At 66.5% G+C, this 20,703-nt stretch carries 19 protein-coding genes; 9 read left to right on the top strand and 10 right to left on the bottom strand.

Annotated features, from left to right (window positions below; all coding sequences use genetic code 11):
• Positions 1-44 precede the first annotated feature (44 nt).
• Together BST13_RS12190 and BST13_RS40395 are read right to left on the bottom strand one after the other, a co-directional pair.
• Complete coding sequence (locus tag BST13_RS12190) at positions 45-611, bottom strand: COX15/CtaA family protein (protein WP_142282772.1); 567 nt, start codon at positions 609-611, stop codon at positions 45-47.
• A gap of 205 nt (positions 612-816) precedes the next feature.
• Positions 817-1,590: a DUF4190 domain-containing protein gene (locus tag BST13_RS40395; protein WP_095533511.1), complete on the bottom strand. Its 774-nt coding sequence runs from the start codon at positions 1,588-1,590 to the stop codon at positions 817-819.
• A 266-nt stretch (positions 1,591-1,856) separates the two neighbouring features.
• Here BST13_RS40395 and BST13_RS12175 point away from each other — a divergent pair, with 266 nt between their 5' ends.
• The 4 genes from BST13_RS12175 to BST13_RS12160 are packed head-to-tail and all read left to right on the top strand — an operon-like array spanning position 1,857 to position 4,401.
• Complete coding sequence (locus BST13_RS12175; protein WP_083164121.1) at positions 1,857-2,480, top strand: nitroreductase family protein; 624 nt, start codon at positions 1,857-1,859, stop codon at positions 2,478-2,480.
• A gap of 39 nt (positions 2,481-2,519) precedes the next feature.
• On the top strand, positions 2,520-3,284 hold the full coding sequence (gene ygiD, locus BST13_RS12170; RefSeq protein WP_083164119.1) for a 4,5-DOPA-extradiol-dioxygenase: 765 nt from the start codon (positions 2,520-2,522) through the stop codon (positions 3,282-3,284).
• A gap of 36 nt (positions 3,285-3,320) precedes the next feature.
• Positions 3,321-3,737, top strand: a complete 417-nt coding sequence (locus tag BST13_RS12165) for an EVE domain-containing protein (RefSeq protein WP_083164117.1) — start codon at positions 3,321-3,323, stop codon at positions 3,735-3,737.
• A gap of 22 nt (positions 3,738-3,759) precedes the next feature.
• The gene (locus BST13_RS12160) at positions 3,760-4,401 is read left to right on the top strand and encodes a class I SAM-dependent methyltransferase (protein WP_083164115.1); all 642 of its coding nucleotides are present in this window, start codon (positions 3,760-3,762) and stop codon (positions 4,399-4,401) included.
• Positions 4,402-4,625: 224 nt separating this feature from the next.
• Here the strand turns inward: BST13_RS12160 and BST13_RS12155 are convergent, their stop codons facing one another.
• The 5 genes from BST13_RS12155 to BST13_RS12135 form a co-directional block, all read right to left on the bottom strand.
• Entirely contained in the window at positions 4,626-8,006 is a 3,381-nt protein-coding gene (locus tag BST13_RS12155; RefSeq protein ID WP_083164238.1) for an ATP-binding protein, read from the bottom strand.
• Positions 7,990-8,661 (bottom strand): DUF4194 domain-containing protein, encoded by a 672-nt coding sequence (locus tag BST13_RS12150; protein ID WP_083164113.1) that lies wholly within the window; start codon positions 8,659-8,661, stop codon positions 7,990-7,992. The genes BST13_RS12155 and BST13_RS12150 overlap by 17 nt, the downstream gene beginning before the upstream one ends.
• 16 nt (positions 8,662-8,677) lie before the next feature.
• Positions 8,678-10,135 (bottom strand): DUF3375 domain-containing protein, encoded by a 1,458-nt coding sequence (locus BST13_RS12145; RefSeq protein WP_083164111.1) that lies wholly within the window; start codon positions 10,133-10,135, stop codon positions 8,678-8,680.
• 113 nt (positions 10,136-10,248) lie between these two features.
• On the bottom strand, positions 10,249-12,495 hold the full coding sequence (locus tag BST13_RS12140; protein WP_083164109.1) for an NADP-dependent isocitrate dehydrogenase: 2,247 nt from the start codon (positions 12,493-12,495) through the stop codon (positions 10,249-10,251).
• Positions 12,496-12,604: 109 nt separating this feature from the next.
• Entirely contained in the window at positions 12,605-13,057 is a 453-nt protein-coding gene (locus BST13_RS12135; protein WP_083164107.1) for a MarR family winged helix-turn-helix transcriptional regulator, read from the bottom strand.
• Between the two features lie 92 nt (positions 13,058-13,149).
• Between BST13_RS12135 and BST13_RS12130 the strand changes: the two genes are divergently transcribed.
• Both BST13_RS12130 and BST13_RS12125 read left to right on the top strand, forming a co-directional pair.
• Entirely contained in the window at positions 13,150-14,376 is a 1,227-nt protein-coding gene (locus BST13_RS12130) for an FAD-dependent oxidoreductase (protein WP_083164105.1), read from the top strand.
• Entirely contained in the window at positions 14,373-15,119 is a 747-nt protein-coding gene (locus BST13_RS12125; RefSeq protein WP_083164103.1) for an alpha/beta fold hydrolase, read from the top strand. Before BST13_RS12130 ends, BST13_RS12125 begins: the two co-directional genes overlap by 4 nt.
• Here BST13_RS12125 and BST13_RS38670 read toward each other — a convergent pair.
• A complete protein-coding gene (locus BST13_RS38670) occupies positions 15,116-15,514 on the bottom strand; it encodes a hypothetical protein (RefSeq protein ID WP_083164101.1) in 399 nt (132 codons plus the stop codon). The two genes, BST13_RS12125 and BST13_RS38670, sit on opposite strands and share 4 nt — an antisense overlap.
• 135 nt (positions 15,515-15,649) lie before the next feature.
• Here BST13_RS38670 and BST13_RS12115 point away from each other — a divergent pair, with 135 nt between their 5' ends.
• From BST13_RS12115 to BST13_RS12105, 3 genes are all read left to right on the top strand, one after another.
• Positions 15,650-15,991, top strand: a complete 342-nt coding sequence (locus BST13_RS12115) for an ArsR/SmtB family transcription factor (RefSeq protein WP_064948431.1) — start codon at positions 15,650-15,652, stop codon at positions 15,989-15,991.
• 3 nt (positions 15,992-15,994) lie between these two features.
• Positions 15,995-16,480 carry an SRPBCC family protein gene (locus BST13_RS12110; RefSeq protein ID WP_083164099.1) on the top strand — a complete coding sequence of 162 codons (486 nt, stop codon included), beginning with the start codon at positions 15,995-15,997 and terminating at the stop codon, positions 16,478-16,480.
• A gap of 152 nt (positions 16,481-16,632) precedes the next feature.
• A complete protein-coding gene (locus BST13_RS12105; RefSeq protein ID WP_083164097.1) occupies positions 16,633-18,102 on the top strand; it encodes an amidase in 1,470 nt (489 codons plus the stop codon).
• A gap of 27 nt (positions 18,103-18,129) precedes the next feature.
• Here BST13_RS12105 and BST13_RS12100 read toward each other — a convergent pair whose 3' ends face one another.
• Both BST13_RS12100 and BST13_RS12095 read right to left on the bottom strand, forming a co-directional pair.
• The gene (locus tag BST13_RS12100; RefSeq protein ID WP_158087143.1) at positions 18,130-19,527 is read right to left on the bottom strand and encodes a purine-cytosine permease family protein; all 1,398 of its coding nucleotides are present in this window, start codon (positions 19,525-19,527) and stop codon (positions 18,130-18,132) included.
• A gap of 1 nt (position 19,528) precedes the next feature.
• Entirely contained in the window at positions 19,529-20,695 is a 1,167-nt protein-coding gene (locus BST13_RS12095; RefSeq protein WP_083164093.1) for a serine hydrolase domain-containing protein, read from the bottom strand.
• Positions 20,696-20,703 lie beyond the last annotated feature (8 nt).

Genomic DNA, 20,703 nt, shown 5'->3' with positions numbered 1-20,703 from the left:
CTCGCGTCCGCGGCAACGAACCTGATGATCCCCCGAGCCATCCCCTATAACCTGCCTGCCCACAGGGCGATCTGCCAGGCGCCGATGGCGATGCCGATGAGGCATACCGCCAACACCACCCAATACAACGTGGTCGTCCAACCTGGCGCCGAATAGACGAATTCGGTCCTTCTGCGGGTGTCCACCCGGGTGTAGAGGGCCAGCGCCCCGATCGCGACGGGCCCGGCCAACAGCCATCCGGCCATCGCAGTCGGCCAGCCGAATCCCAGGACCGCGCCGAGAATGCCGATGATGACGCCGAGCAATGCCAGCCCGAGCGCCACGGCGAACCAGACCAGCGGCGGGCCTGCGGTCTGCAGGGTGGCTCCCGGTGCCACGGCGGCAGGCTGACCGAACGCATCGACGGCGCCGTAGTTACCCGGATCAGGCGCCGAACCGAACGCGTCCTGAGGCTGCGTGTGCTGTGGGCGCGGTTGCCCGGGAGGTTGTCCTGCCCACGGGTCGAAACCGCCGGGCTGCGGCGCCGGCGGCGCGCCGGCCGGTGCGCCCTGCTGGCTCGGGCGCTTCGGTGGCCCGAAGTCGCTGAAATCGAACGGGTTCGGATTGCTCATGACCGCCCCGATCCTCCCGTCTGCGATCCGGTCATCCAGGTGTTGGCGACCGCGCGAATGCGTCGGCAGCAGCCCGCTGTGGTTGCTGTGAACACCGGTCGGGCGGCAATGCACGACTCTATCGGAGACATCTCGACCCGGACCCCGTCAGCTAACTTCTGCCGAAGCGGTCGCAGCGGTCCACTCGCATCCGCGCGAACCCATGTCAGCCGCGGTACGGCGAGATGCAGGCGAAGATCGTCTGGTCCGCATCCGCGATGAACTGGTCCGTGCACACATTGGTCGGTGCCACCTTGTCGACGCGATAGACGCCAGGAATCGCCAGGCACGCCGACCGCACCATGGTGACGGCCTTGGCGTCGGGGTTGTTCGGAGAGGCCCCATGCTCCTCTATCTGGATGCAGTCCCCGGCCCGCAGATCGGTGACGTGCACCTGCTGCGGCTGCGGCGGTGGCGGCGGTGCAGGCACCGTGGTGCGCGTCGTCGACCTCTTGGTGGTGGTCTTCGAGGTACTCGTCTTCGATGTCGTCGTCGTGGTGGTTGTGGTGGTCGAGGACGATTCGTTCTTGTTCAGCACCAGGAATACGACGAGCGCGATGACCGCCACGAAGATCATCAAGTACGACACCGTCAGACCGATCAGGGCGCGTTCACGGCCCCTCTCGCCGGTTTTCTTGATCTGCGACAGCGCCAGATGCCCAAGTACCGCGCCGATGGGCGCGAACACGACACCGAAGACGATGGACAGGGTTGCCAGCGCGTTGGTCTGACCCGACTGCGGGCCGGGAGGCGGTCCGTATCCAGGTGGACCCGGCGGATAGCCCGGAGGCGGCCCCTGCGGCGGAAAACCGGGCGGGCCACCCGGTGCGCCCGGAAATCCCGGTGGACCTGACGGGGGAGGAAAGCCTCCGCCTTGTCCGGCGAACGGATCATTGCCGAACGGACCTGTCGGGCCACCCCCGTACCCGCCGTATGTCATTTATCAGTCCCGCCGTCGACTACGCGTGATTCTGCGTCAAATTTCACCACCATTGCACACGGATTACCCGGCAATGTTGGTGCGGAGACTCGATCGTAATCGGCCCGCGTTTGCCATGCGTGCCGCTGCGTGCTGGGCTGCGCCACTACCGCCTCGAGCCTCCTTCGGTGTTCCACGTGCAACGGCCGCCTTGAGCCTAACCCGGCCAGGCCCGCCCTCCCGGCACCAAATAGGTTGGCTGAGCGAGTGCACAGGAAGGGGTCTCGATGAGCGCTGCCAGCGATGACGTCTGGGAAGTCATGTCCACTTCGCGCACCATCCGACGGTTCACTTCCGAGCCTGTCGACGACACCACGCTGAGCCGCTGCCTGCAGGCCGCCGCCTGGGCTCCATCGGGAGCCAACGCGCAGGCCTGGCGTTTCATCGTGCTGCGATCGCCCCGGCAACGGGCAGTGGTGGCCGAGGCGGCCGCGCAGGCGCTCAGGGTGATCGAGCCCGTCTACGGAATGACACGCCCCGCCGACGACGACACCGGTCGACGAGCCCGCACCAACCGTGCGATATACGAATTACACGACCGCGCACGCGAATTCACCTCGGTGCTGTTCACCCAGCAGCGGTTTGCGACGGCTTCGGAACTACTGCTGGGCGGCTCCATCTTCCCGGCCATGCAGAACTTCCTTCTGGCCGCCCGTGCGCAGGGCCTGGGTGCGTGCCTGACCAGCTGGGCGTCGTACGGAGGCGAGGCGCTGCTGCGCGAGGCCGTCGGCGTGCCGGAGGACTGGATGCTTGCCGGGCACGTCGTCGTCGGCTGGCCCCGCGGAGGGCACGGCCCGGTCCGGCGCCGTCCCCTCGCCGAGCTGGTCGGCTACGACACGTGGGACGGCTGAGCGGTCACCGGGCGCTAGCCTGGTCCGATGGGGCCTGTCATGCCAGCGGCGTTCATCGGGCACGGCAGCCCGATGAACGCCATCGAATCCAACCGGTACACCGCCGCCTGGCGGGAATTCGGCCGCTCGGTGCCCCGACCGCGGGCCATCCTGGTGGTCAGCGCGCATTGGTACATCAACGCCACCGCGGTCACCGCGATGCCAAGGCCACGCACGATCCACGACTTCTACGGATTCCCGCGTGAGCTGTTCGACGTGCAGTACCCGGCGCCGGGGCTGCCGGAGCTGGCCGAGGAGATCAGCGACACCGTGCGTCCCACCTGGGTGGGCGCCGACGTGGACAGCTGGGGCATCGACCACGGGACCTGGTCGGTGCTGGTGCACGCCTTCCCTGACGCGTCGATTCCCGTGGTGCAGTTGGCCATCAACGCCAACGAACCCGCGGACTACCACCTGCAGCTCGGGGCCAAACTGGCCGCGCTGCGCGAGCGCGGTGTGCTGGTGCTGGCCAGCGGCAACATCGTGCACAACCTGGCCGGGATGGACGTCGGGCGTCCCGACGATGGCTACGACTGGGCCCAGCGTTTCGACGACGCCACGCGCGAGCAGGTGCTCGACTCCCCCGCCGACATCCTCACCCTCGACGCCCACCGCGACTATCCGCTGGCCGTGCCCACCCCCGACCACTTCATCCCGTTCCTGTATTTCGCCGGACTTGCCTGCACCGCAAGCACTTCCGCAGAGGTCCTGATCACCGGCTACACCTTCGGATCGCTGTCCATGACGGCCTACACGCTGCCCTGAACCCGATCTGTCGGTGGCCCGCCGTAGCGTGCCGTCATGACGTACTGGATCAACACGGTCAGCCGTGACCACGTCGCACGCGGGGTGGCCGGCGGCTTCACCCAGGCCAACCATGGCAAGCCGCACATGCTGCGCAAGATGGCACGTGGGGACTGGATCATCTTCTACTCACCGAGGACCACATTCCCCGACGGGCCACCGCTGCAGGCGTTCACCGCAATCGGCCAGGTAAGCGACGACGAGCCGTATCAGGCCGAGGTGGCCCCTGACTTCCGTCCGTGGCGCCGGGCGATGGATTTCCAAGCGTGCGAGGAAGCCCCGATCCGGCCGCTGATCGACGATCTCGACTTCGTGGATGACAAGAAACGATGGGGGTACCGGTTCCGGTTCGGGGTTTTCGAGATCGATCAGCATGATTTCGACGTCATTCGTTCGGCAATGAGCTCGCCGTGATGCCGCGCCTACACTCGGAGCGGTGACAACGACGCAGCGCCGCGGATTCAACGACACCGTCACTCGGTTCTGGAGCTTCGCCGCCCCGGCCTACGACCAGCGGTGCCTGCAGCGGTGGGTCTACCGGCCCGCCCAGGACGAGGTCATCGCCAAGCTGAGGCAGCATGGTTCGACCCAGATCGCCGATATCGCCTGCGGCACCGGCATCCTCGCTGACCGCATCCAGCGCGAGTTGCGGCCCGACGAGGTGTACGGCATCGACATGTCCGAGGGCATGCTGGCTCAGGCCCGCAAGCGATCCGACCGGGTGCGCTGGATGTCGGCTCCCGCCGAAGAGCTGCCGTTCGAGGACGGATTCCTCGATGCAGTGGTGACGACGTCGGCGTTCCACTTCTTCGACCAGCCTGCCGCACTGGCCGAGTTCCACCGAGTCCTCGCCCCGGGCGGCATCGTCGCGGTGACGACCATCAGTCCGCACCAACCGATTCCGGTGTTGCAGGCAATGTCCGCGGCGGTGTGGAGCCCCGCGCACAACCCGTCCGAGTCGGAACTGCTGGCGCTGTTCGCCGGCGCCGGGTTCACCGTTGCCGACCAGCATCGGGTGCGCCGGCCGTTCTGGACACCGATCTCCGATCTGATCACCGTCGGGGTCAAACCGGCTTAGTGCCCTGTCCCTTGATACGTGAGTTCGATCAAAGTAGAAGGCACCGACAAGCTCCGGCGCTCACCGCACCGACATTCACACCAGGGACAAACTCGTCGCGGAATTTGTCCCTGTGGTGAATCTCGGTGATCGCGCGCACTATCGGACGCGGACTACACCGCGACGACAGCTTCGCCGAGCACCACAGAAACTGACGCTGTAACTCGAGGACCGCAGCGCGGATATCAGACCGGTTCGGGCACCTTCAGATCCCGGCGCAAGGCACTGAAATCGCTGATGGTCTTGGTGACCACGGTGGCGACAGGCCGCGCGTTGCGCCCGGTCGCCTCGGTCTTGGACACCATCACCACACCGTCGATGTAGGGCTGGATCGTGGTCGCGTTCTGCACGGTGGCCACGATCACCAACTGGAAACCGAACTTGCGGAACGCTTCCAGCGCCTGCGAAGCGAACTGGGGATCGGATTTCGAGAACGCCTCGTCCAGCATCAGCTGCGCGAACACCGGGGTGTTGTCTCCGCTGTCCGGGCTGGCCAGGTTGAAGCTCAGCGCGCCGGCCAGGCAGAACGCCATCAACTTCTCCTGCTCGCCGCCCGAGTTGTCGCCGGCGTTGCTGTGTGTGCGGATCAACTCGTCGCTGCGCACATCCCATTCCGCGCAGTCGAACGCGAACCGGTTGCGCACGTCGAGCGCGTCCCGTGTCCAGGCCCGGTCCTCAGGTGTGTTGCTGGCCAACCTGTTTCGCAGCCGCAGAATATCGGCGTACTGGTCCAGGATGGCCTTCTTGTCACCGAGGCCGACTTCGGCGATCCGCCGCGAGATCGCCTTGACGATATCGGTCAGCTCCGAGACAGCGGCCAGGCTGCGCGGGGTGGCCCGCAGCGTCAACCGGGTTCCGCGGTTGAATTCGACCGCGCCGAGCCCGGTGTTCACCCGGGCGATCTGGTCGCTGATCCGGCGCGTCTCCTGCTCGGCCACCCGGTGCAGGGTCAGGATTGCGTCGGGGGCCTGCTCGGTGATGAGCCGCATCATCCGCTCGTAGGCGTCGGGCAGTTCGCGCTCGTCGATGTGGCGGCACACCGCGACGTAATCGTGCACCCGCTCGTCGAAGTCGTCCGAGTCGTTCGGAATCGCGTCGGGGAACGAGGTGTCGAAAGTGGCGATGATGCGGGCCAGTTCGTCGTATGAACGCCTGCGGCTTTCGGTCAGCTGGTCACGTTCGCGACGGATCGCGTTGAACAACGCGTCGCGGTGCGGCTCGGGGTTGAGCAGCTCGAGCTCCACGGGGATCTCGGCGGCGTAGCGGTGCAGCAGTTCGCTGATGGGTTCGGACACCGCCGCAGGCGCGAGCCGGTCCTGCAGTTCCAGCAGGCGGGTGCGACGCCTGTCCAGCTCGTCGCGACGCGTCTGGATCGCCCCGCGCCGGGTCATCAGGGTCTGGATCTCGCTCCAGATCTCCTCGGCCCGCGCGCTGAGTGCCTCGATGTCGGGATTGTCGGCCAGCAGCAGCTCGTACTGTTCGCGCAACCGGTCGGCATGCCCGTCGGCGGTCTCGGTGTCGATCTGGCTCCACTGCGGATACTGCTCGTAGATCGCCTTGCAGGCTGCGGCCTGATCACGCCACTGTTGCCGTTGGCGCGCAATCTCATCCGCGGCGTGCCGGGCCTGCTGAAAGGCGTCCTCTGCTTCGGTCAGCTCAGCGGTCAACGCATCCAGCTTGGCCGCGATATCACCCTGGTAGATGTACTCCGACGGCTTGATCGGGCGGCGATCGTCCTTGATGGCCAACCGGTCGGAATCCTTGTACAGCCCGGAGTCGGTCACCGCGCGGCGGAACCGGGAGAACACGTCGGGGGTGTCGACGCAGATGTGGTCACCGGCGGCGGCGATCACGTCGGCCGCTTCGGCCGCGCACGGATGCGCCGGGTCGACGACGAACAGCTTGCCCGCCAACGTGTTCGGCTCGGCTTGGCGACCCGTGGCGGTGACCCGGACGTGGTGTAGCGCGAGCCGGCCGCGCATGTTCGTCTCGTTGACGAACCGCAGCACCTTGGCGTAGTGCTGATCGGGCACCAGCAGCCGCAGACCGACCGGCCGCAGCACCTTCTCGACCGCGAGCCGCCAGCGCGCCTCCTCGGGACGCAGGTCCAGCAGCTCGGCGACGTATGGCAGCTCGGCCGGGTCGATACCGACTGCATTGCAGATGTTTTCGCGCATGGCGACGGCCGACTCGGGCAGCGCCGAACCTACGTGTTCGACGCGCTTGAGCTCCTTGGCGGCGTTGTCACGGACGATGCGGGCCGACTTCTGGGCGTACTCGGCATCGGTCGACGCGTCGCGGCCCCATTCCAGCTTGCCGAGCATCTCGGTGGCCTGCCGGGTGAGTTCCTCACGCAGATTCCAGAACTCGTCGGCGGACTCGGGTGGCTCGATGCCCTGCGCGCCGACCAGCTCCTCGTAGGCCGCGCGGCGCCGCGAGACCTCTTCGGCCTGCGCTTCGGCCGCGGCCACCTGCGCCTGCAGCGGGCCGACGTTGGTGCTGGCACCGCTGATCTGGGCGTTGAGCGAATCCCCTTCGGCCTTGGCCAGATTGAGCTGCCTGGTCAGATCTGCGTGCTCGTTGTCGAGCTGGGTGACCTCGGCGTCCAGGGTTTCGATCTGGGCCGGGCATTGCTTGAGCCGCACATGGTCGGTGTAGGCGCGCACCGTCGGCTGGTCCACGAGGTCGATGATGCCCAGATCGGAGGATTCCGAGGTGTAGCGCACCTGGATGGCCTCGATGTCGCCGAGAATCTTGCGCTTGCGCTGCGCGACGGCCAGCAGCTCGCGCGCCTCCACCAACGGGTCGATCTGCTTGAGCGCCTCCGGCAGCCGGGCCAGGCTGTCGGGTTCGTCGAGCATGAACTCTCGAACGAACTGTTCAAGCCCACCAACACTTTTCAGCGACTTGGCCTTGCCCAGCAGCTGCTGCGCGGCTTCGGACGCGCGGATTCCGATGGCCGCGTACAACTGGGCCAGGTACTGCGATTCCACCTTGGTGGTGAACTTCCAGCCGCCATATTCCCCGTCGCTGCGCTCGCCCCGGACACCTTTGAACACGCCCGTATCGAAACGCCCTGCGGCCCAACGGTTGCAGACTTCTTCGATGTCGAGGTCACCCTCGCCCAGGACATACCGGCTCGACGAGTCGGAGCGGGATTCCCCGGTGAGCCACTTGAGCACCAGGCCGGTGATGGTGCGCCCGGTGTTGCTGGTGTAGCTGACCGCCACGGCCGACCACGTGGTCCCTTCACCCCGCAGGTACATCACCTGACTGGCGCCGCCGTCGCTGCGCTGCCCCCATGCGCCGCGGACATACTTGTCGACGGTGCGCCTGCCTGCGCTGGACCCGGCCGCGGTGTTGTCACCTGAGGCGTTGAAGTTGCGTCGGTTGAACGGCAGGAAGCCCAGCGAAATGGCGTCCAGCAGCGAGGATTTACCGCTTCCGGAGGCACCCGCGATCAACGAGCCGCCAGCGCTGAACGGAATCGAGTGGTAGCCGTCGAACACGCCCCAGTTGATGATCTGCAGCCGGGACAGATAGAACTGTTCAGTCGCGGACGGCATCGTCGCCACCCCCATTCAGCAGGGCCTCGAACTGCTGCTGCAGTTCGGTGATCACCGACGCCGTCATGATGGCGCTGATGACCGGGCTGACGGTGTAGCTGTCCTCGTCGTCGCGGGTCTTGCGCAGGATGTCCAGACCCGCGAGCCGCGCGATGGCCGCGTCGATGCGTGCGGTGAACGTCACGGTGTCGCGGTCGGTGTCGTTGAGCACCCCGGAGAACAGACCATGGATCTCGTCGCGGGTGATCAGGAAGCTCTGGTCGCCACCGGCACGCATCGTCTGCGCCAGATGCAGGGCCAGGATCGAATCGTAGGTGCCGAGCGGTTCGCGGCGTAACAGCTTGATGCCCTTGGCGGATTCGTAGCGGGCCTGCTCGATGAAGGCGATGCCTATGTCGTCGACGATGCGCAACTGCAGGTCGAGCTCGGACAGCCGCACGGCAAGGTCAGAGCGGTACTCCTTGACCCAGCTGTAGACGTCGGTGTCGGATTCGCTGCTGATGTAGCGCCGTGTCAACAGGTGCTGCAGGGCCCAGCAGGCCCGGTCGGGCATGGCGCTGACGTCACCGTCGAAGCGGGGCCGACGTTGCTGCGGGGCCCTGCCGTTGCGGTCGACCTCCGGAAGTGACGCGAAATCGATGGGCGCGTCGGTCATTTCGACTCCTCGTCGGTCACGATGCTGACCCCATAATCGGTTCGGTGAACACGAGGTGCGGTACCTCCATCTCGCGGTCCCTGCCGTCCAGGGATTGGAATCTGACCGTGGTGGACGCCGGGGCGGTCGCCACGTCTCCGGCCGACCGCGGCTGCTTGAGCGCCCACGACCACAACACGATGACGTGGCCCAGATAGGCCGAGTCGAGCATGCCCACCGCGTCCGGCAGCGACACCGGGGCTTGGCGCAGTGCGGTGTTGATCATCTCCGACATGGCCGGCGCGTCGACCTGGGTGGTCAGCGCCGCGAAGGTGGACAAATCCACCTCGCCGTCGGCGATCTGCGCGGGCTTGGGCGCGGACAGGTCGTTGATCCGGAAGCTCAGTGCGCCGATCGAGCTGATGGTGTGCCGGGCCAGCGGCACGTCGAGGTCCAGGCGTGAATCCGTCAGCGACACCTTCAGCAGCGCGCGGGCGGCACCGATCGCGTCGTTGAGCTGCCGCGCCACCCCGCGGCTCTGCTCGAGAGTGCCGAAAGCGGTGAACCGCTTGACCCGCTGAGCGCAGCGCTGCTGGATACGTTCCACCTCGTCGATCTGGTGCCCGACCAACTCGAAGAAGCTCGCCATCACCTTGCGCAGCGCCGGGTCCAGCTCGGGCAGCGTCGCCGCGACGGTGGCGATGTCGGCCTCGAACTCGGCGCGCTGCTGCGGATCGTTGATCATCCGCAGGAATGCGCGGTGCGAGTCCCGGCCCGCCGAATCCCACGCCGCCTGGTAGTCGGCGTACATCTGCCGTTGCCGGTCACGGTAGTCGGCGTTGCTGTCGATCGGATCGTCGAGTGCGGCGGTGGCCTGCTCGATCATGCTGCCGTAGAGCCCGATGTCGGTGATCAGCCGTTCCATCTGCATCGCGATGGCGCGCGCCTCGTCGTACATCGCGGTGACATCGGGATCCGGCCGCATACCGGCGTCGAGCTCGTCGAGTTCGGCGTGCAGCGCCGCGATCTCCGCCTCGATGCCGGCCCGGATCCGCTCGGGATCGTTGCCGACCCGCACAGCCACCTGCTTGAGCCGCGACGCGATGCCGTTGATGGATCCACCGGTCGCGATGGTGTCGTTGCGGCGCACGCCCCGCACGAAGTCCAGCGCCCGGCGCGCGTCCTGGGTCAGGTAGCAGACGTTGCGCTCGTGACCGGTACGCGTGTCGGCCACCCGGTGCAGCCAGCCCTGGCTGGCCCAGCTCTTGATGAGGGCCAACCCGGACTGCTCGGAGTCGCCGAGTTCGGCGAGGTCACGCTCGAGACGCACCACCAGATCGGTCTCGGCCACCGTGCCACCTGAGAGGTGGCGTTCCATCAGCGTGGCGTACACGCCGAGGTTGAGGGTGGCCAAGAGCCGGACCGCGCGCGAGCCCTGAACTTCACGGTTGAGTTCGAGTAACTCGGCGGCCGACAGCGCCGCGTTGTCCTCCACCTGATTTCCCCCATGTCGTTCGCCAGACGGTCCAAGATAGGCCACGGCACCGACATCGGGTGAAATCGGGTTGGGGTCGCGCAGGTCAGGCCTGTGCCTTACTCCGCGGCGCCTTAATTGCTCCTCGCGTCCGCAGAAGCCAGGGTCGAGTTGAACGTCTCGCTCGGCCGCATCACCGCGCTGGTCTTGTCCGGGTCTGCGGCGTAGTAGCCACCGATGTCGACCGGCTTGCCCTGCACCGCGGCGAGCTCGGAGACGATGGCTTCCTCATTCTCGGCCAGTGCCTTGGCCAGCGGCGCGAAGTGCTTGGCCAGCTCCGGATCGTCGGTCTGGGCCGCGAGCTCCTCCGCCCAGTACATCGCCAGGTAGAACTGGCTGCCGCGGTTGTCGAGCTCACCGGTCTTGCGTGACGGGCTCTTGTTGTTGTCCAGCAGCTTGCCGGTCGCGGCGTCGAGCGTCTTGGCCAGGATTGCGGCCTTCTTGTTGCCGGACTTGTTGCCGAGGTCCTCGAGGCTGGCGCCCAGGGCCAGGAACTCGCCGAGCGAATCCCAGCGCAGGTGGTTCTCCTCCACCAGCTGGTGCACGTGCTTGGGCGCCGAGCCGCCGGCCCCGGTCTCGTAGAGCCCACCGCCGGCCATCAGCGGCACGATGGAGAGCATCTTGGCGCTGGTGCCCAGCTCCAGGATCGGGAACAGGTCGGTGAGGTAGTCACGCAGGATGTTGCCGGTCGCGGCGATGGTGTCCTGACCCCGCATCGCCCGCTCGATGGTGTGCCGCATCGCGCGTTCCTGCGACATGATCTGGATGTCGAGGCCCTCGGTGTCGTGGTCCTTGAGGTACCGGTTGACCTTCTTGCGCAGCTCGGCCTCGTGCGGGCGCTCCTGATCGAGCCAGAACACCACGGGCATGCCGGAGATCCGGGCCCGGTTGACGGCCAGCTTGACCCAGTCCTGGATCGGCGCGTCCTTGACGATCGGCATGCGCCAGATGTCGCCTGTCTCGACGTTCTGGCTCAGCAGCACCTCGCCGGTTTCGTTGTCGACGATGTTGGCGACGCCGTCCGCCGGAACCTCGAACGTCTTGTCGTGGCTGCCGTACTCCTCGGCCTGCTGCGCCATCAGACCCACGTTGGGGACGGTGCCCATCGTCGTCGGATCGAACTGGCCGTGGGTCTTACAGAAGTTGATCATCTCCTGGTAGATCCGGGAGAACGTCGACTCCGGGTTGACCGCCTTGGTGTCCTTGGTGCGGCCGTCGGCGCCGTACATCTTGCCGCCGAGCCGGATCATCGCCGGCATCGAGGCGTCGACGATGACGTCGCTGGGCGAGTGGAAGTTCGAGATGCCCTTGGCCGAGTCGACCATGGCCAGCTCGGGCCGGTGCTCGTGGCAGGCGTGCAGGTCGCGAATGATCTCTTCGTGCAGTGAGGCCGGCAGCGACTCGATCTTGGCGTACAGATCGGACAGGCCGTTGTTGACGTTGACGCCCAGTTCGTCGAAGAGCTTCTGATGCTTGGCGAAGGCTTCCTTGTAGAAGATCTTGACGGCGTGGCCGAACACGATCGGGTGGCTGACCTTCATCATGGTGGCCTTGACGTGCAGCGAGAACATCACGCCCGTCTTGTAGGCGTCTTCCATCTGCTCTTCGTAGAAATCGCGCAGTGCCTTGACGCTCATGAACATGCTGTCGATGACGTCGCCGGCGTCGAGCTTCACCTCGGGCTTGAGCACGATGGTCTCGCCGTCGGTGGTCACCAGCTCCATGCGTACGTTGCGGGCCTTGTCGAGCGTCATCGACTTCTCGCCGTGGTAGAAGTCGCCCTCTTTCATGGTGGCGACGTGGGTGCGCGACGCCTGCGACCACTTGCCCATGCTGTGCGGGTGCTTGCGGGCGTACTCCTTGACGGCCTTGGGCGCGCGGCGGTCGGAGTTGCCTTCCCGCAACACCGGGTTGACCGCGCTGCCGAGCACCTTGGCGTAGCGGTCCTTGATGGCCTTCTCGTCGTCGGTCTTCGCGTCGCCGGGATAGTCCGGCACGGCGTAGCCCTTCGCCTGCAGTTCCTTGATGGCGGCCACCAGCTGCGGGACCGAGGCGCTGATGTTGGGCAGCTTGATGATGTTGGTGTCCGGAAGCTGCGTGAGCCTGCCCAGCTCGGCCAGGTTGTCCGGGACGCGCTGATCCTCGGTCAGGTAGTCGCCGAACTCGGCCAGGATGCGCGCCGCCACCGAGATGTCGCTGGTCTCGACATTGATGCCGGCCGGATCGGTGAAGGCACGGATGACGGGCAGAAACGCGTACGTCGCGAGCAGCGGCGCCTCGTCGGTGAGCGTGTAGATGATGGTCGGCTTGTCGGAGCTCATTTCTTTAGCATCTCCTGGCGTCACGATGTCACGGCGGCTATCAGTATTACGTCGAACTCGACACTACGTGCGGCTATGGGTGAGCTGTTCATGTGCCCAGCGGTCCCAGTTAACGCATGGCGCGCAGCTGCTCGATATGCCGGTCCTGCAAATCGGCGGTACGGGTGAGGAACTGGATGATCAGCTGGAGTTGGTCCACGGTGTAGTCGCGCAGCAGGCGGGTGCCGTCGGCGATCAGCGGATCGATGAGCGCGTACGCCCGCCGCGTCGCCTTGTCGGTGGCGGTGACGATCACCTTGCGCCGATCGGCGGGGTGGGCCGTGCGAGTGACGTAGTCGAGCTTCTCCAAACGGTCGAGCATCGTCGTCACGCTGCCGGTGGTCAGGCCCAGCCGGTCGGCCAGCATCCGCGGCGTTGCCTCGCTTTCCTCCCGGATGAGGATCTCCAGGCAGCGCAGGTCGGTTTCGTTGACACCGAGCACCCGCGCGCTTTCGCGGTCGAAGTCGTCGACGGCGGCCTGATACCGCGCGATCGCATGGGACAGCGCTTCTTCGGCTTCCATTCGTCTTGACAATCAAGTAACTCGACTTCCATACTAATTTTCGCTTGACTCTCAAGATACTTCATCCTCGCAGCCGCCGAAGGGATTTCGACATGACCCGCGCACTGGTGATCGGCGCCGGTGTCGCCGGTCCGGTCCTGGCGATCGCGCTACAGCGCGTCGGTATCGACGTGGTGCTGTTCGAACGGCAGCCCTCGCTCGAGCACCGCGGCGGATCGTGGTTGACGTTTCAGGCCAACGGCATGGACGCGCTGCGCGCGCTGGGTATCGCCGAACCGGTCGAAGCGCTCGGGTTCGACGTGGAGACCATCAGCTTCGTCAACGGCAAGGGCAGGCACCTCGGCCGCATGCCGCTCGCGAGCCCGCGCGCCGACGGCCAGTTGTCGCAGATGATGCGGCGCGACGAGCTCTACCGCACACTCACCCAGCTCGCCGCCCAACACGGCATCCAGGTCGCGACCGGCAAGGAACTCGTCGACGCACGCGTGACGCCGCGCGGTGTCGAGGCTCAATTCGCCGATGGCGACCACGCCACGGGGGATCTGTTGATCGGCTGCGACGGCATCCACTCCCGGGTCCGCACCATCATCGACCCTGCGGCTGTGCCGCCACGCTATGTGCCGGTGCTCAACATCGGCGGCTACATACCGGGTTTCACCGTCGACGTGCCACCCCGGGAATTTCGCATGCAATTCGGAACCCACTGCTTTTTCGCGTGGATGGCCGCGCCCGATGGCGGCACGGTGTGGTTCGCCAACCCGCCGATGGCCCGCGAACCTGCCGACGGTGTTCTCTCCGGGCTGGCTGATGGCCAGTGGCGCGCATGGTTACACGAGTTGATGGACGGTGACGTCGGCCCCGCACCCCAGATCATCGACGCCGCGCCAGGTCCCCTGTTCGGCTGGGCGACCTACGACATGCCCGTCGTGAAGCGTTGGTCCAACGAGCGGATGATCGTGATCGGCGATGCTGCCCACGCAACCGCGCCCTCGGCCGGCCAGGGGGCCGCCATGTCGCTCGAGGACGCCGTCATCCTCGCGAAATGCCTGCGCGACACTCGCGACAGCACCGCGGCCTTTGCCCTCTTCGAATCCGCGCGCCGCGCCCGCGTCGAGCGGATCGTCAAATACGGTGCGCGGTCGGCGAACTCCAAGGCCGCGGGCCCGGTTGCGCGCAAGATCCGCGACGCGCTGCTGCCTGTGGTGTTCAGACGGATGGAACGCGACGGCGGACGCTCGCTGACCTGGCTGCAGGGCCACCACATCGATTTCGCAGAACCGGTGAGATCTCCCGCCTCAGCCGCGAGGATGACGCTATGACAGTGGTTCTGGTGCATGGCAATCCGGAGTCCGACGCGCTCTGGGATCCGCTCGTGGCGGCGCTCGGGCGCGACGACGTCCTCCGGTTGTCCCCGCCGGGGTTCGGCGCGCCGCTGCCGGACGGGTTCACGGCGACCTATCTGGAGTACCGCGACTGGCTCGAGGCCCAGCTGGAGGGCATCGACGGCCCCGTCGACCTCGTCGGGCACGACTGGGGCGGCGGCCACGTCCTCAATGCGGTGATGCACCGGCCCGAGCTGGTGCGCAGTTGGGCCAGCGATGTCGTCGGACTGTTCGACCCCGAGTACGTCTGGCACGACCTGGCCCAGGTGTGGCAGACGCCCGGCGACGGAGAACACGCCGTCGACGCCATGCTCGGTGGCTCGGCGGATGACCGCGCGGCCCAGATGGCCGCGTTGGGCATACCGATCGACATCGCCGCGCAGATCGCCGTGGCTCAGGGCCCGGAGATGGGCCGGGCGATCCTGGCGCTGTACCGCTCGGCGCGCCAACCGGCGATGGCGGAGGCCGGCCGGGCCCTGGAGAACGCTCGGGCGCGTCCGGGCCTGTCGCTGCTCGCGACCGACGATCCCTACATCGGCTCCGATGCGGTGCGACGGCGGGCGGCCGAGCGCGCCGGTGCCGAGACCGCGGTCCTCGAGGGCCTGGGGCACTGGTGGATGGTGCAGGATCCGGTGCGCGGCGCGGCCGTGCTCAGCGGCTTCTGGGAGTCACTCAGCTAGCGGCCGTGCGGGACGGTCGGCGCGATGTACTGGTACCACCACTGGGCGTATGCCTCGGCCTGCTGCGCGTCCTGGCGCAGTTTGCGACGAGCATTCATGTTGTGGGCCAGGGCAATCCAGTTCATCACCAGGATCGACAGGAAGCTCCACCAGCCCAGTAACAGGTTCTGCGTCAGGGCACTGCGCAGCGCTGCGTCGCACTGGGCGTAGGTGCCCGTGACGTGCCGAGTCTGGTTGAACCAGAACACGAGTGCGCCGATGTGGGTCATCGCCGAGACCTGGAAGATCGGCTCGGCCGGCGGGGGCGGGTACTGCGGCTGCCCGGACGGGGCCGGATAGCCGGGCGGCTGCTGGGGATAGCCGGGCTGTTGCTGCGGATAGCCGGGTTGCGACATGAGCGGACCTCCCTGAAATGGGGCACGGAGCGGCGCCCTTGGCGAGAAGTCTAAAAGCGCCGCGGCGGGCTTCGAAGCACGAGTTTCGGCGCGAGGCCTTGACAACGTACAACCGTTTGGTTGTATGTTGATGTGGTGACCGAGAGCGACGAGGACCGGGCCGACGCCCTGTTCCACGCGCTGTCCGATCGCACCCGCCGCGACATCATGCGCCGGGTGTTGGCCGGGGAACACTCGGTTTCCACGCTCGCGGCGAAGTACGACATGAGCTTCGCCGCGGTGCAAAAGCACGTCGCCGTGCTGGAAAAGGCCGGCCTGCTCACCAAGCGACGCAGCGGTCGCGAGCAACTGGCCAACGGCGATGTGGCGGCGGTGCGGTCGGTGGCGTCCATGCTCACCGAGCTGGAACAGGTGTGGCGTGGCCGCATCGCGCGTATCGACGAACTGCTCTCATCCGACCCGATCCAGGAGGACTGAACCATGCCCGTGACCGATGTCAAACATGACCTCGACAACCTGACCCTGACCATCACAGCCGACTTCGCCGCACCGGTAAAGCGCGTCTGGCAGGTCTACGCCGACCCGCGTCAGCTCGAAAAGGTTTGGGGCCCACCGACATACCCCGCCACGGTGGTGGACCACGACCTCACGCCCGGCGGTCGTACGACGTACTTCATGACCGGGCCGGAAGGCGACAAGCACGCGGGGTACTGGGAGATCACCGCCGTCGACGAGCCGACGAGCTTCTCGTTCGTCGACGGCTTCGCCGACCTCGACTTCAACCCGAACCCCGACATGCCGGTGTCGACCAACGTCTACACCTTCTCCGAGCACAACGGCGGCACCCGTGCGGTCTATGTGAGCACCTTCGCCTCGGCCGAGGCACTGCAGCAGGTGCTCGACATGGGCGTTGTCGAAGGCGCCACGCTGGCGATCAACCAGATCGACGAGCTGCTTGCTTCCTGACCCACGGCGCCGGCCGGCCGGCCTGGACACCAGGGCGGCCGGTGGCCACGGGCCCGTTGTCCCCCACGCCCACTGCAATCGCCCGGATCATCGAAGCGCGTGGGTAACACGATAGGTCCCTACGCAGGGCCCGGGCGGTATACGTTCGTACCGTGGACTTCGACGAGTACCGCGCGCATGATGCCACTGGCCTGGCGAAACTGGTTGCAGACAAGGAGGTTTCGCCGGCAGAGTTGCTCGCCGCAGCGCAGGAACGCGCAGCCGCCGTCAATCCGCGGATCAATGCGATCGTGCGCGATATCCCGGCGACACCACCCGATGACCTCAGCGGACCGTTCGCCGGTGTCCCGTTCCTGATCAAGGACCTCGGCCAGGATTACGCGGGCATACCGACCTCGGCCGGATCACGTGCGCTGATGTGGCGGCCCGCTGCCGAGCACGCCACTGTCGTACAGCGCTGGATCGATGCGGGACTGATCATCTTCGGCAAGACCAACACGCCGGAGTTCGGCGCGAAAGGCATCACCGAGCCCGTCGCGTGGGGTCCGGCGCGCAATCCCTGGGACCTGACGCGGACACCCGGTGGTTCGTCGGGCGGGTCCGCGGCGGCGGTGGCCGCCGGGATCGTGCCCTGCGCGGGAGCAAACGACGGCGGCGGTTCGATCCGGATCCCGGCGGCGTCCTGTGGACTTGTCGGCCTGAAACCCGGTCGGGGCCTGGTGCCGTCGGGGCCGGAGACCGCGGAATCCATGCACGGTGCGGCCGTCCAGGGCGTCGTCACCCGAACGGTGCGCGACACCGCGGCGATGCTCGACGTCCTCAGCGGCGGGGAACCGTGGGGCCCGTACGCACCCGCGATGCCCACCGCGTCGTTCGCGTCGTGTGTGGGTGCGGATCCCGGAAAGCTGCGGATCGGGGTACAGGTGCCGAGCGCGATCAATCCGACGCCGCACCCCGAAGCCGTTGCGGCGGTGGCGGCAACCGTGGGCGCGCTTACGGAACTCGGCCACCATGTCGAGGAACTCCCGCAAGCACCCTTCGACGACGCCGCGTTGGCGCGAGACTTCCTGCTCACCTGGTTCGTCTACACCGCTTGGGAACTCGCCGAGGCCAAGCGCCTGACGGGGGCCGGCGACGACCTGTTCGAGCGCGACACGTTGATCATGGCGGCTCTGGGCCGGGCCACCAGCAGCGTCGATTACGTGGATGCCGTGCAGCGACGCCATGAGCACACGCGCCGGTTGAGCACCTTCTTCGAGTCCTACGACCTGCTGCTGACGCCCACGTTGGCGACGCTGCCACCGACGATCGGCGAGTTCGACCTGCCCGGGGTGGTGCAACACGCCGCGGATGCGCTGATCAAGACCCGCACGGCAAGTCTGTTGCGCTACACCAAGATTGTCGACGACATGGTGGACAAGAACCTGGGCTGGGTGCCATACACCCAACTGGCGAATCTCACTGGCAGGCCCGCGATCTCCTTGCCGCTGCACTGGACCGCTGAAGGTCTGCCGCTCGGCGTCCAGTTCGTCGCGCCGCTCGCGGGCGAATCACTGTTGCTCAAGCTGGCCTCCCAGCTTGAGCAGGCAGTGCCGTGGGCGGATCGGCTCGCCCCGGTCTGACCTCGCACCGGAACTGCGTGGGCTGGCCTATGCGTCGACGAGGGCTTCGGCCGTTGCCGGGACCCGCTGCGCTGTCACCCGGGTGTAGCCCAGATAGAGAGCTGTGGCCACCACGAGGCCGACGATCCACGAGATATCGGACCCACCAAGGTGTTTGACAAACGGGCCCACGTACAGGCTGCTGTTGATGAAGGGGATCTCGGCGCCGATGGCCACCAGATAGATCACCAGCGCCGGCCAGTTGACCAATCCGTATTCGCCGCGGGCCTTGAACAATTCGCCGACGTTGTAGTGACCGCGCCGTACGAGGTAGAAGTCCGTGAGGTTGATCGCCGTCCACGGAACGAGCAGATACAGCAGGAACAGGGTGATGTTCTGGACTGTCTCGAGGATGTGGCCACTGGACAGCAAGGTGGCAGCGGTGGCGATCACCCCGGCGACGACGATGAAGACGGTACGTACCAACGCGGTGGATGAACCGTGGCCCTTGACCGAGATCGCGCTCACCGCAGTGAGATACATCCCGTAAGCCCCGTAGGCACCGGCCGGGACGGCGCCGACGACGATGGCGAGCAGGATCACGGAGCTCAGGCCGGCCACCTCGTTGCTGAGCATTCCGACCGCGTCTGCGCCTACGGCTTCCGCACTGATCGTCGCGGCCATCGCGCCGAGGATCATGACCCACGAGGCACCGACTGCGGACCCAAGGTAGGTCCACAGGAACGTCGTCCGTGACGGGGTGTCCTCCGGAAGATATCGGGAGTAGTCGGACACGTACGGCGCCCAGGTCAGCTGCCAGGACACGAAGATCGAGATGGCCAGCAACACGGTGCCGAACGTAGGGGCCGGGCCTGTCGGAGCGGACGCCGGCAGGTGGTCGGCGAGCGCCACGGTCAACACCGCGAACAGCAGAACCGACACCACACTGACGATCCGGGAGGACAGGTGCAGCAGCTTGTAGCCGACGATCGCGATGACCGATGGTACGGCGACCTGGATGACGATCGACCAGGTGAGGGAGATGTGCGCCCAATTGGCAAGTGCCTGCCCGGTGATGACGCCGCCCTCGATCTGAAAACCCATGTACATGAGCAGAACAAAGACCACCGGCAACAGCGCACCGAGAAAGCCGAACTGGGCGCGGCTCTGGATCATCTGCGGGACGCCGAGTCGCGGTCCCTGTATCGAGTGGTAGGCCATGAACAGGCCTCCGACGAGATTGCCGATCAGGATCGTCCCGATCGCCCAAGCGAGGTCGAGTCCGATGGTGACCGCGAGCACCCCGGTGACGAATCCGGTGATCTGGACGTTGCTTGAGAACCAGATCGTGAACAGGTGCCACGGTTTTCCGTGACGCTCGTCGAGCGGGATGTAGTCGATCGAGCGGTGCTCCAGGGCGTCGCCCGAAGCTGGATTGTGTTCCATGTCAGATCTCCTGCGCTGTTCTGGTCGCGGCCCGAGCGATGGCGGCCAGCGCATGCACCGATTCAGGGGTTTCGGCGACCGGGGAATCGTCGGCGGAGAACTTCGCGATCACCACGTCGGCCGACGGATCCAGCCAGAGGTACTGACCGAAAATGCCGACACCGTAGAAGCTTTCGTGTGAGTCCCCCGGAATCCACCATTGGTTCTTGTACGTGCCCGTGTTCTCCGCGTCCGATTCCGCGGTGGTGGCGAAGTGGCCGCCGCGACGAGTTTCGGCGATCCAGTCGGCCGGGATGACCGGCACCCCGTCCCGCTGCCCACCATCGAGGACCAGTCGCCCGAACCGGGCCAGGTCGCGCAGTCGCATACCCATTCCGGCACAGGCATAGGGTGTGCCGTGATCGTCGACGGTGAGGAACGCGTCGGCCTCGGCGCCGATCTTGGACCAGATGTGCTCCCCCATCATTTCCCGGTATCCGGATCCCCCGGCGCGCTCGATCACCCAGGACAGAACATCCGTTGTGCCCGAACAGTATTGGAATGCGGAGCCATGCTTTCCCGCTCCCCGCAGTTGCGCCAGGAACGCTCGGGTGCCGGCGACGTCTCCCGGGCGCCGTGCCCGCCAGCCCGCCGCGCGGTCGCCCGCGTGCACCTCGGCGGCCGGGTCCAGGTACGACATGTCGTAGTTCGGCGCCGCCGTCATGTCCAAAAGTTGCCGGACCGTGGCGGTGCCGAACGAGGATCCGTCCAGCTCCGGAATGTAGTACCGGACCTGGGCGGCCACGTCGAGCGCGCCCATCGATGCAAGGACCCCGGCCAGCATGCCGCAGAACGATTTCGAGATCGACATGACGATGTGCGTCGTGTTCGGCGTGAAATCGTCGAAGTAGCGTTCGAAGACGATCTCGTCGCCACGCAGCACGAGGATTCCGTCGGTGTGGCTACGGCGCAGAAACTCGTCTCCGCTGATCTCGCGGCCCTCTGCCGCGTCGACTGCGACCGCGTCCCAGTCGAGTTGTTCTGTGCCGATGGGTAATTCGCGTACTGCGGCATCTCCGCGCGTGATCGGGGCGCAGCGTACGAACTGCTCCACCCGGTGCAGGCCTTGCCGGTGATGCGGTGGGGTGAGCCAGTCGTCCAGTGCCGGGGCGTGTTCATCGTGGTTCATGCGACTGA

The organism is Mycobacterium aquaticum, from assembly GCF_002086485.1.
Lineage (GTDB): Bacteria > Actinomycetota > Actinomycetes > Mycobacteriales > Mycobacteriaceae > Mycobacterium > Mycobacterium aquaticum.
The sequence above is the reverse complement of the archived record's forward strand: the minus strand, read 5'-3'. Positions and strand labels throughout refer to the sequence as shown.

Coding starts and splice junctions, on each gene's coding strand:
- BST13_RS12190 (WP_142282772.1), bottom strand. CDS start 611: ATGAGCAATCCGAACCCGTTCGATTTCAGCGACTTCGGGCCACCGAAG.
- BST13_RS40395 (WP_095533511.1), bottom strand. CDS start 1,590: ATGACATACGGCGGGTACGGGGGTGGCCCGACAGGTCCGTTCGGCAAT.
- BST13_RS12175 (WP_083164121.1), top strand. CDS start 1,857: ATGAGCGCTGCCAGCGATGACGTCTGGGAAGTCATGTCCACTTCGCGC.
- ygiD (WP_083164119.1), top strand. CDS start 2,520: ATGCCAGCGGCGTTCATCGGGCACGGCAGCCCGATGAACGCCATCGAA.
- BST13_RS12165 (WP_083164117.1), top strand. CDS start 3,321: ATGACGTACTGGATCAACACGGTCAGCCGTGACCACGTCGCACGCGGG.
- BST13_RS12155 (WP_083164238.1), bottom strand. CDS start 8,006: ATGCCGTCCGCGACTGAACAGTTCTATCTGTCCCGGCTGCAGATCATC.
- BST13_RS12150 (WP_083164113.1), bottom strand. CDS start 8,661: ATGACCGACGCGCCCATCGATTTCGCGTCACTTCCGGAGGTCGACCGC.
- BST13_RS12140 (WP_083164109.1), bottom strand. CDS start 12,495: ATGAGCTCCGACAAGCCGACCATCATCTACACGCTCACCGACGAGGCG.
- BST13_RS12135 (WP_083164107.1), bottom strand. CDS start 13,057: ATGGAAGCCGAAGAAGCGCTGTCCCATGCGATCGCGCGGTATCAGGCC.
- BST13_RS12130 (WP_083164105.1), top strand. CDS start 13,150: ATGACCCGCGCACTGGTGATCGGCGCCGGTGTCGCCGGTCCGGTCCTG.
- BST13_RS12125 (WP_083164103.1), top strand. CDS start 14,373: ATGACAGTGGTTCTGGTGCATGGCAATCCGGAGTCCGACGCGCTCTGG.
- BST13_RS38670 (WP_083164101.1), bottom strand. CDS start 15,514: ATGTCGCAACCCGGCTATCCGCAGCAACAGCCCGGCTATCCCCAGCAG.
- BST13_RS12110 (WP_083164099.1), top strand. CDS start 15,995: ATGCCCGTGACCGATGTCAAACATGACCTCGACAACCTGACCCTGACC.
- BST13_RS12100 (WP_158087143.1), bottom strand. CDS start 19,527: ATGGAACACAATCCAGCTTCGGGCGACGCCCTGGAGCACCGCTCGATC.
- BST13_RS12095 (WP_083164093.1), bottom strand. CDS start 20,695: ATGAACCACGATGAACACGCCCCGGCACTGGACGACTGGCTCACCCCA.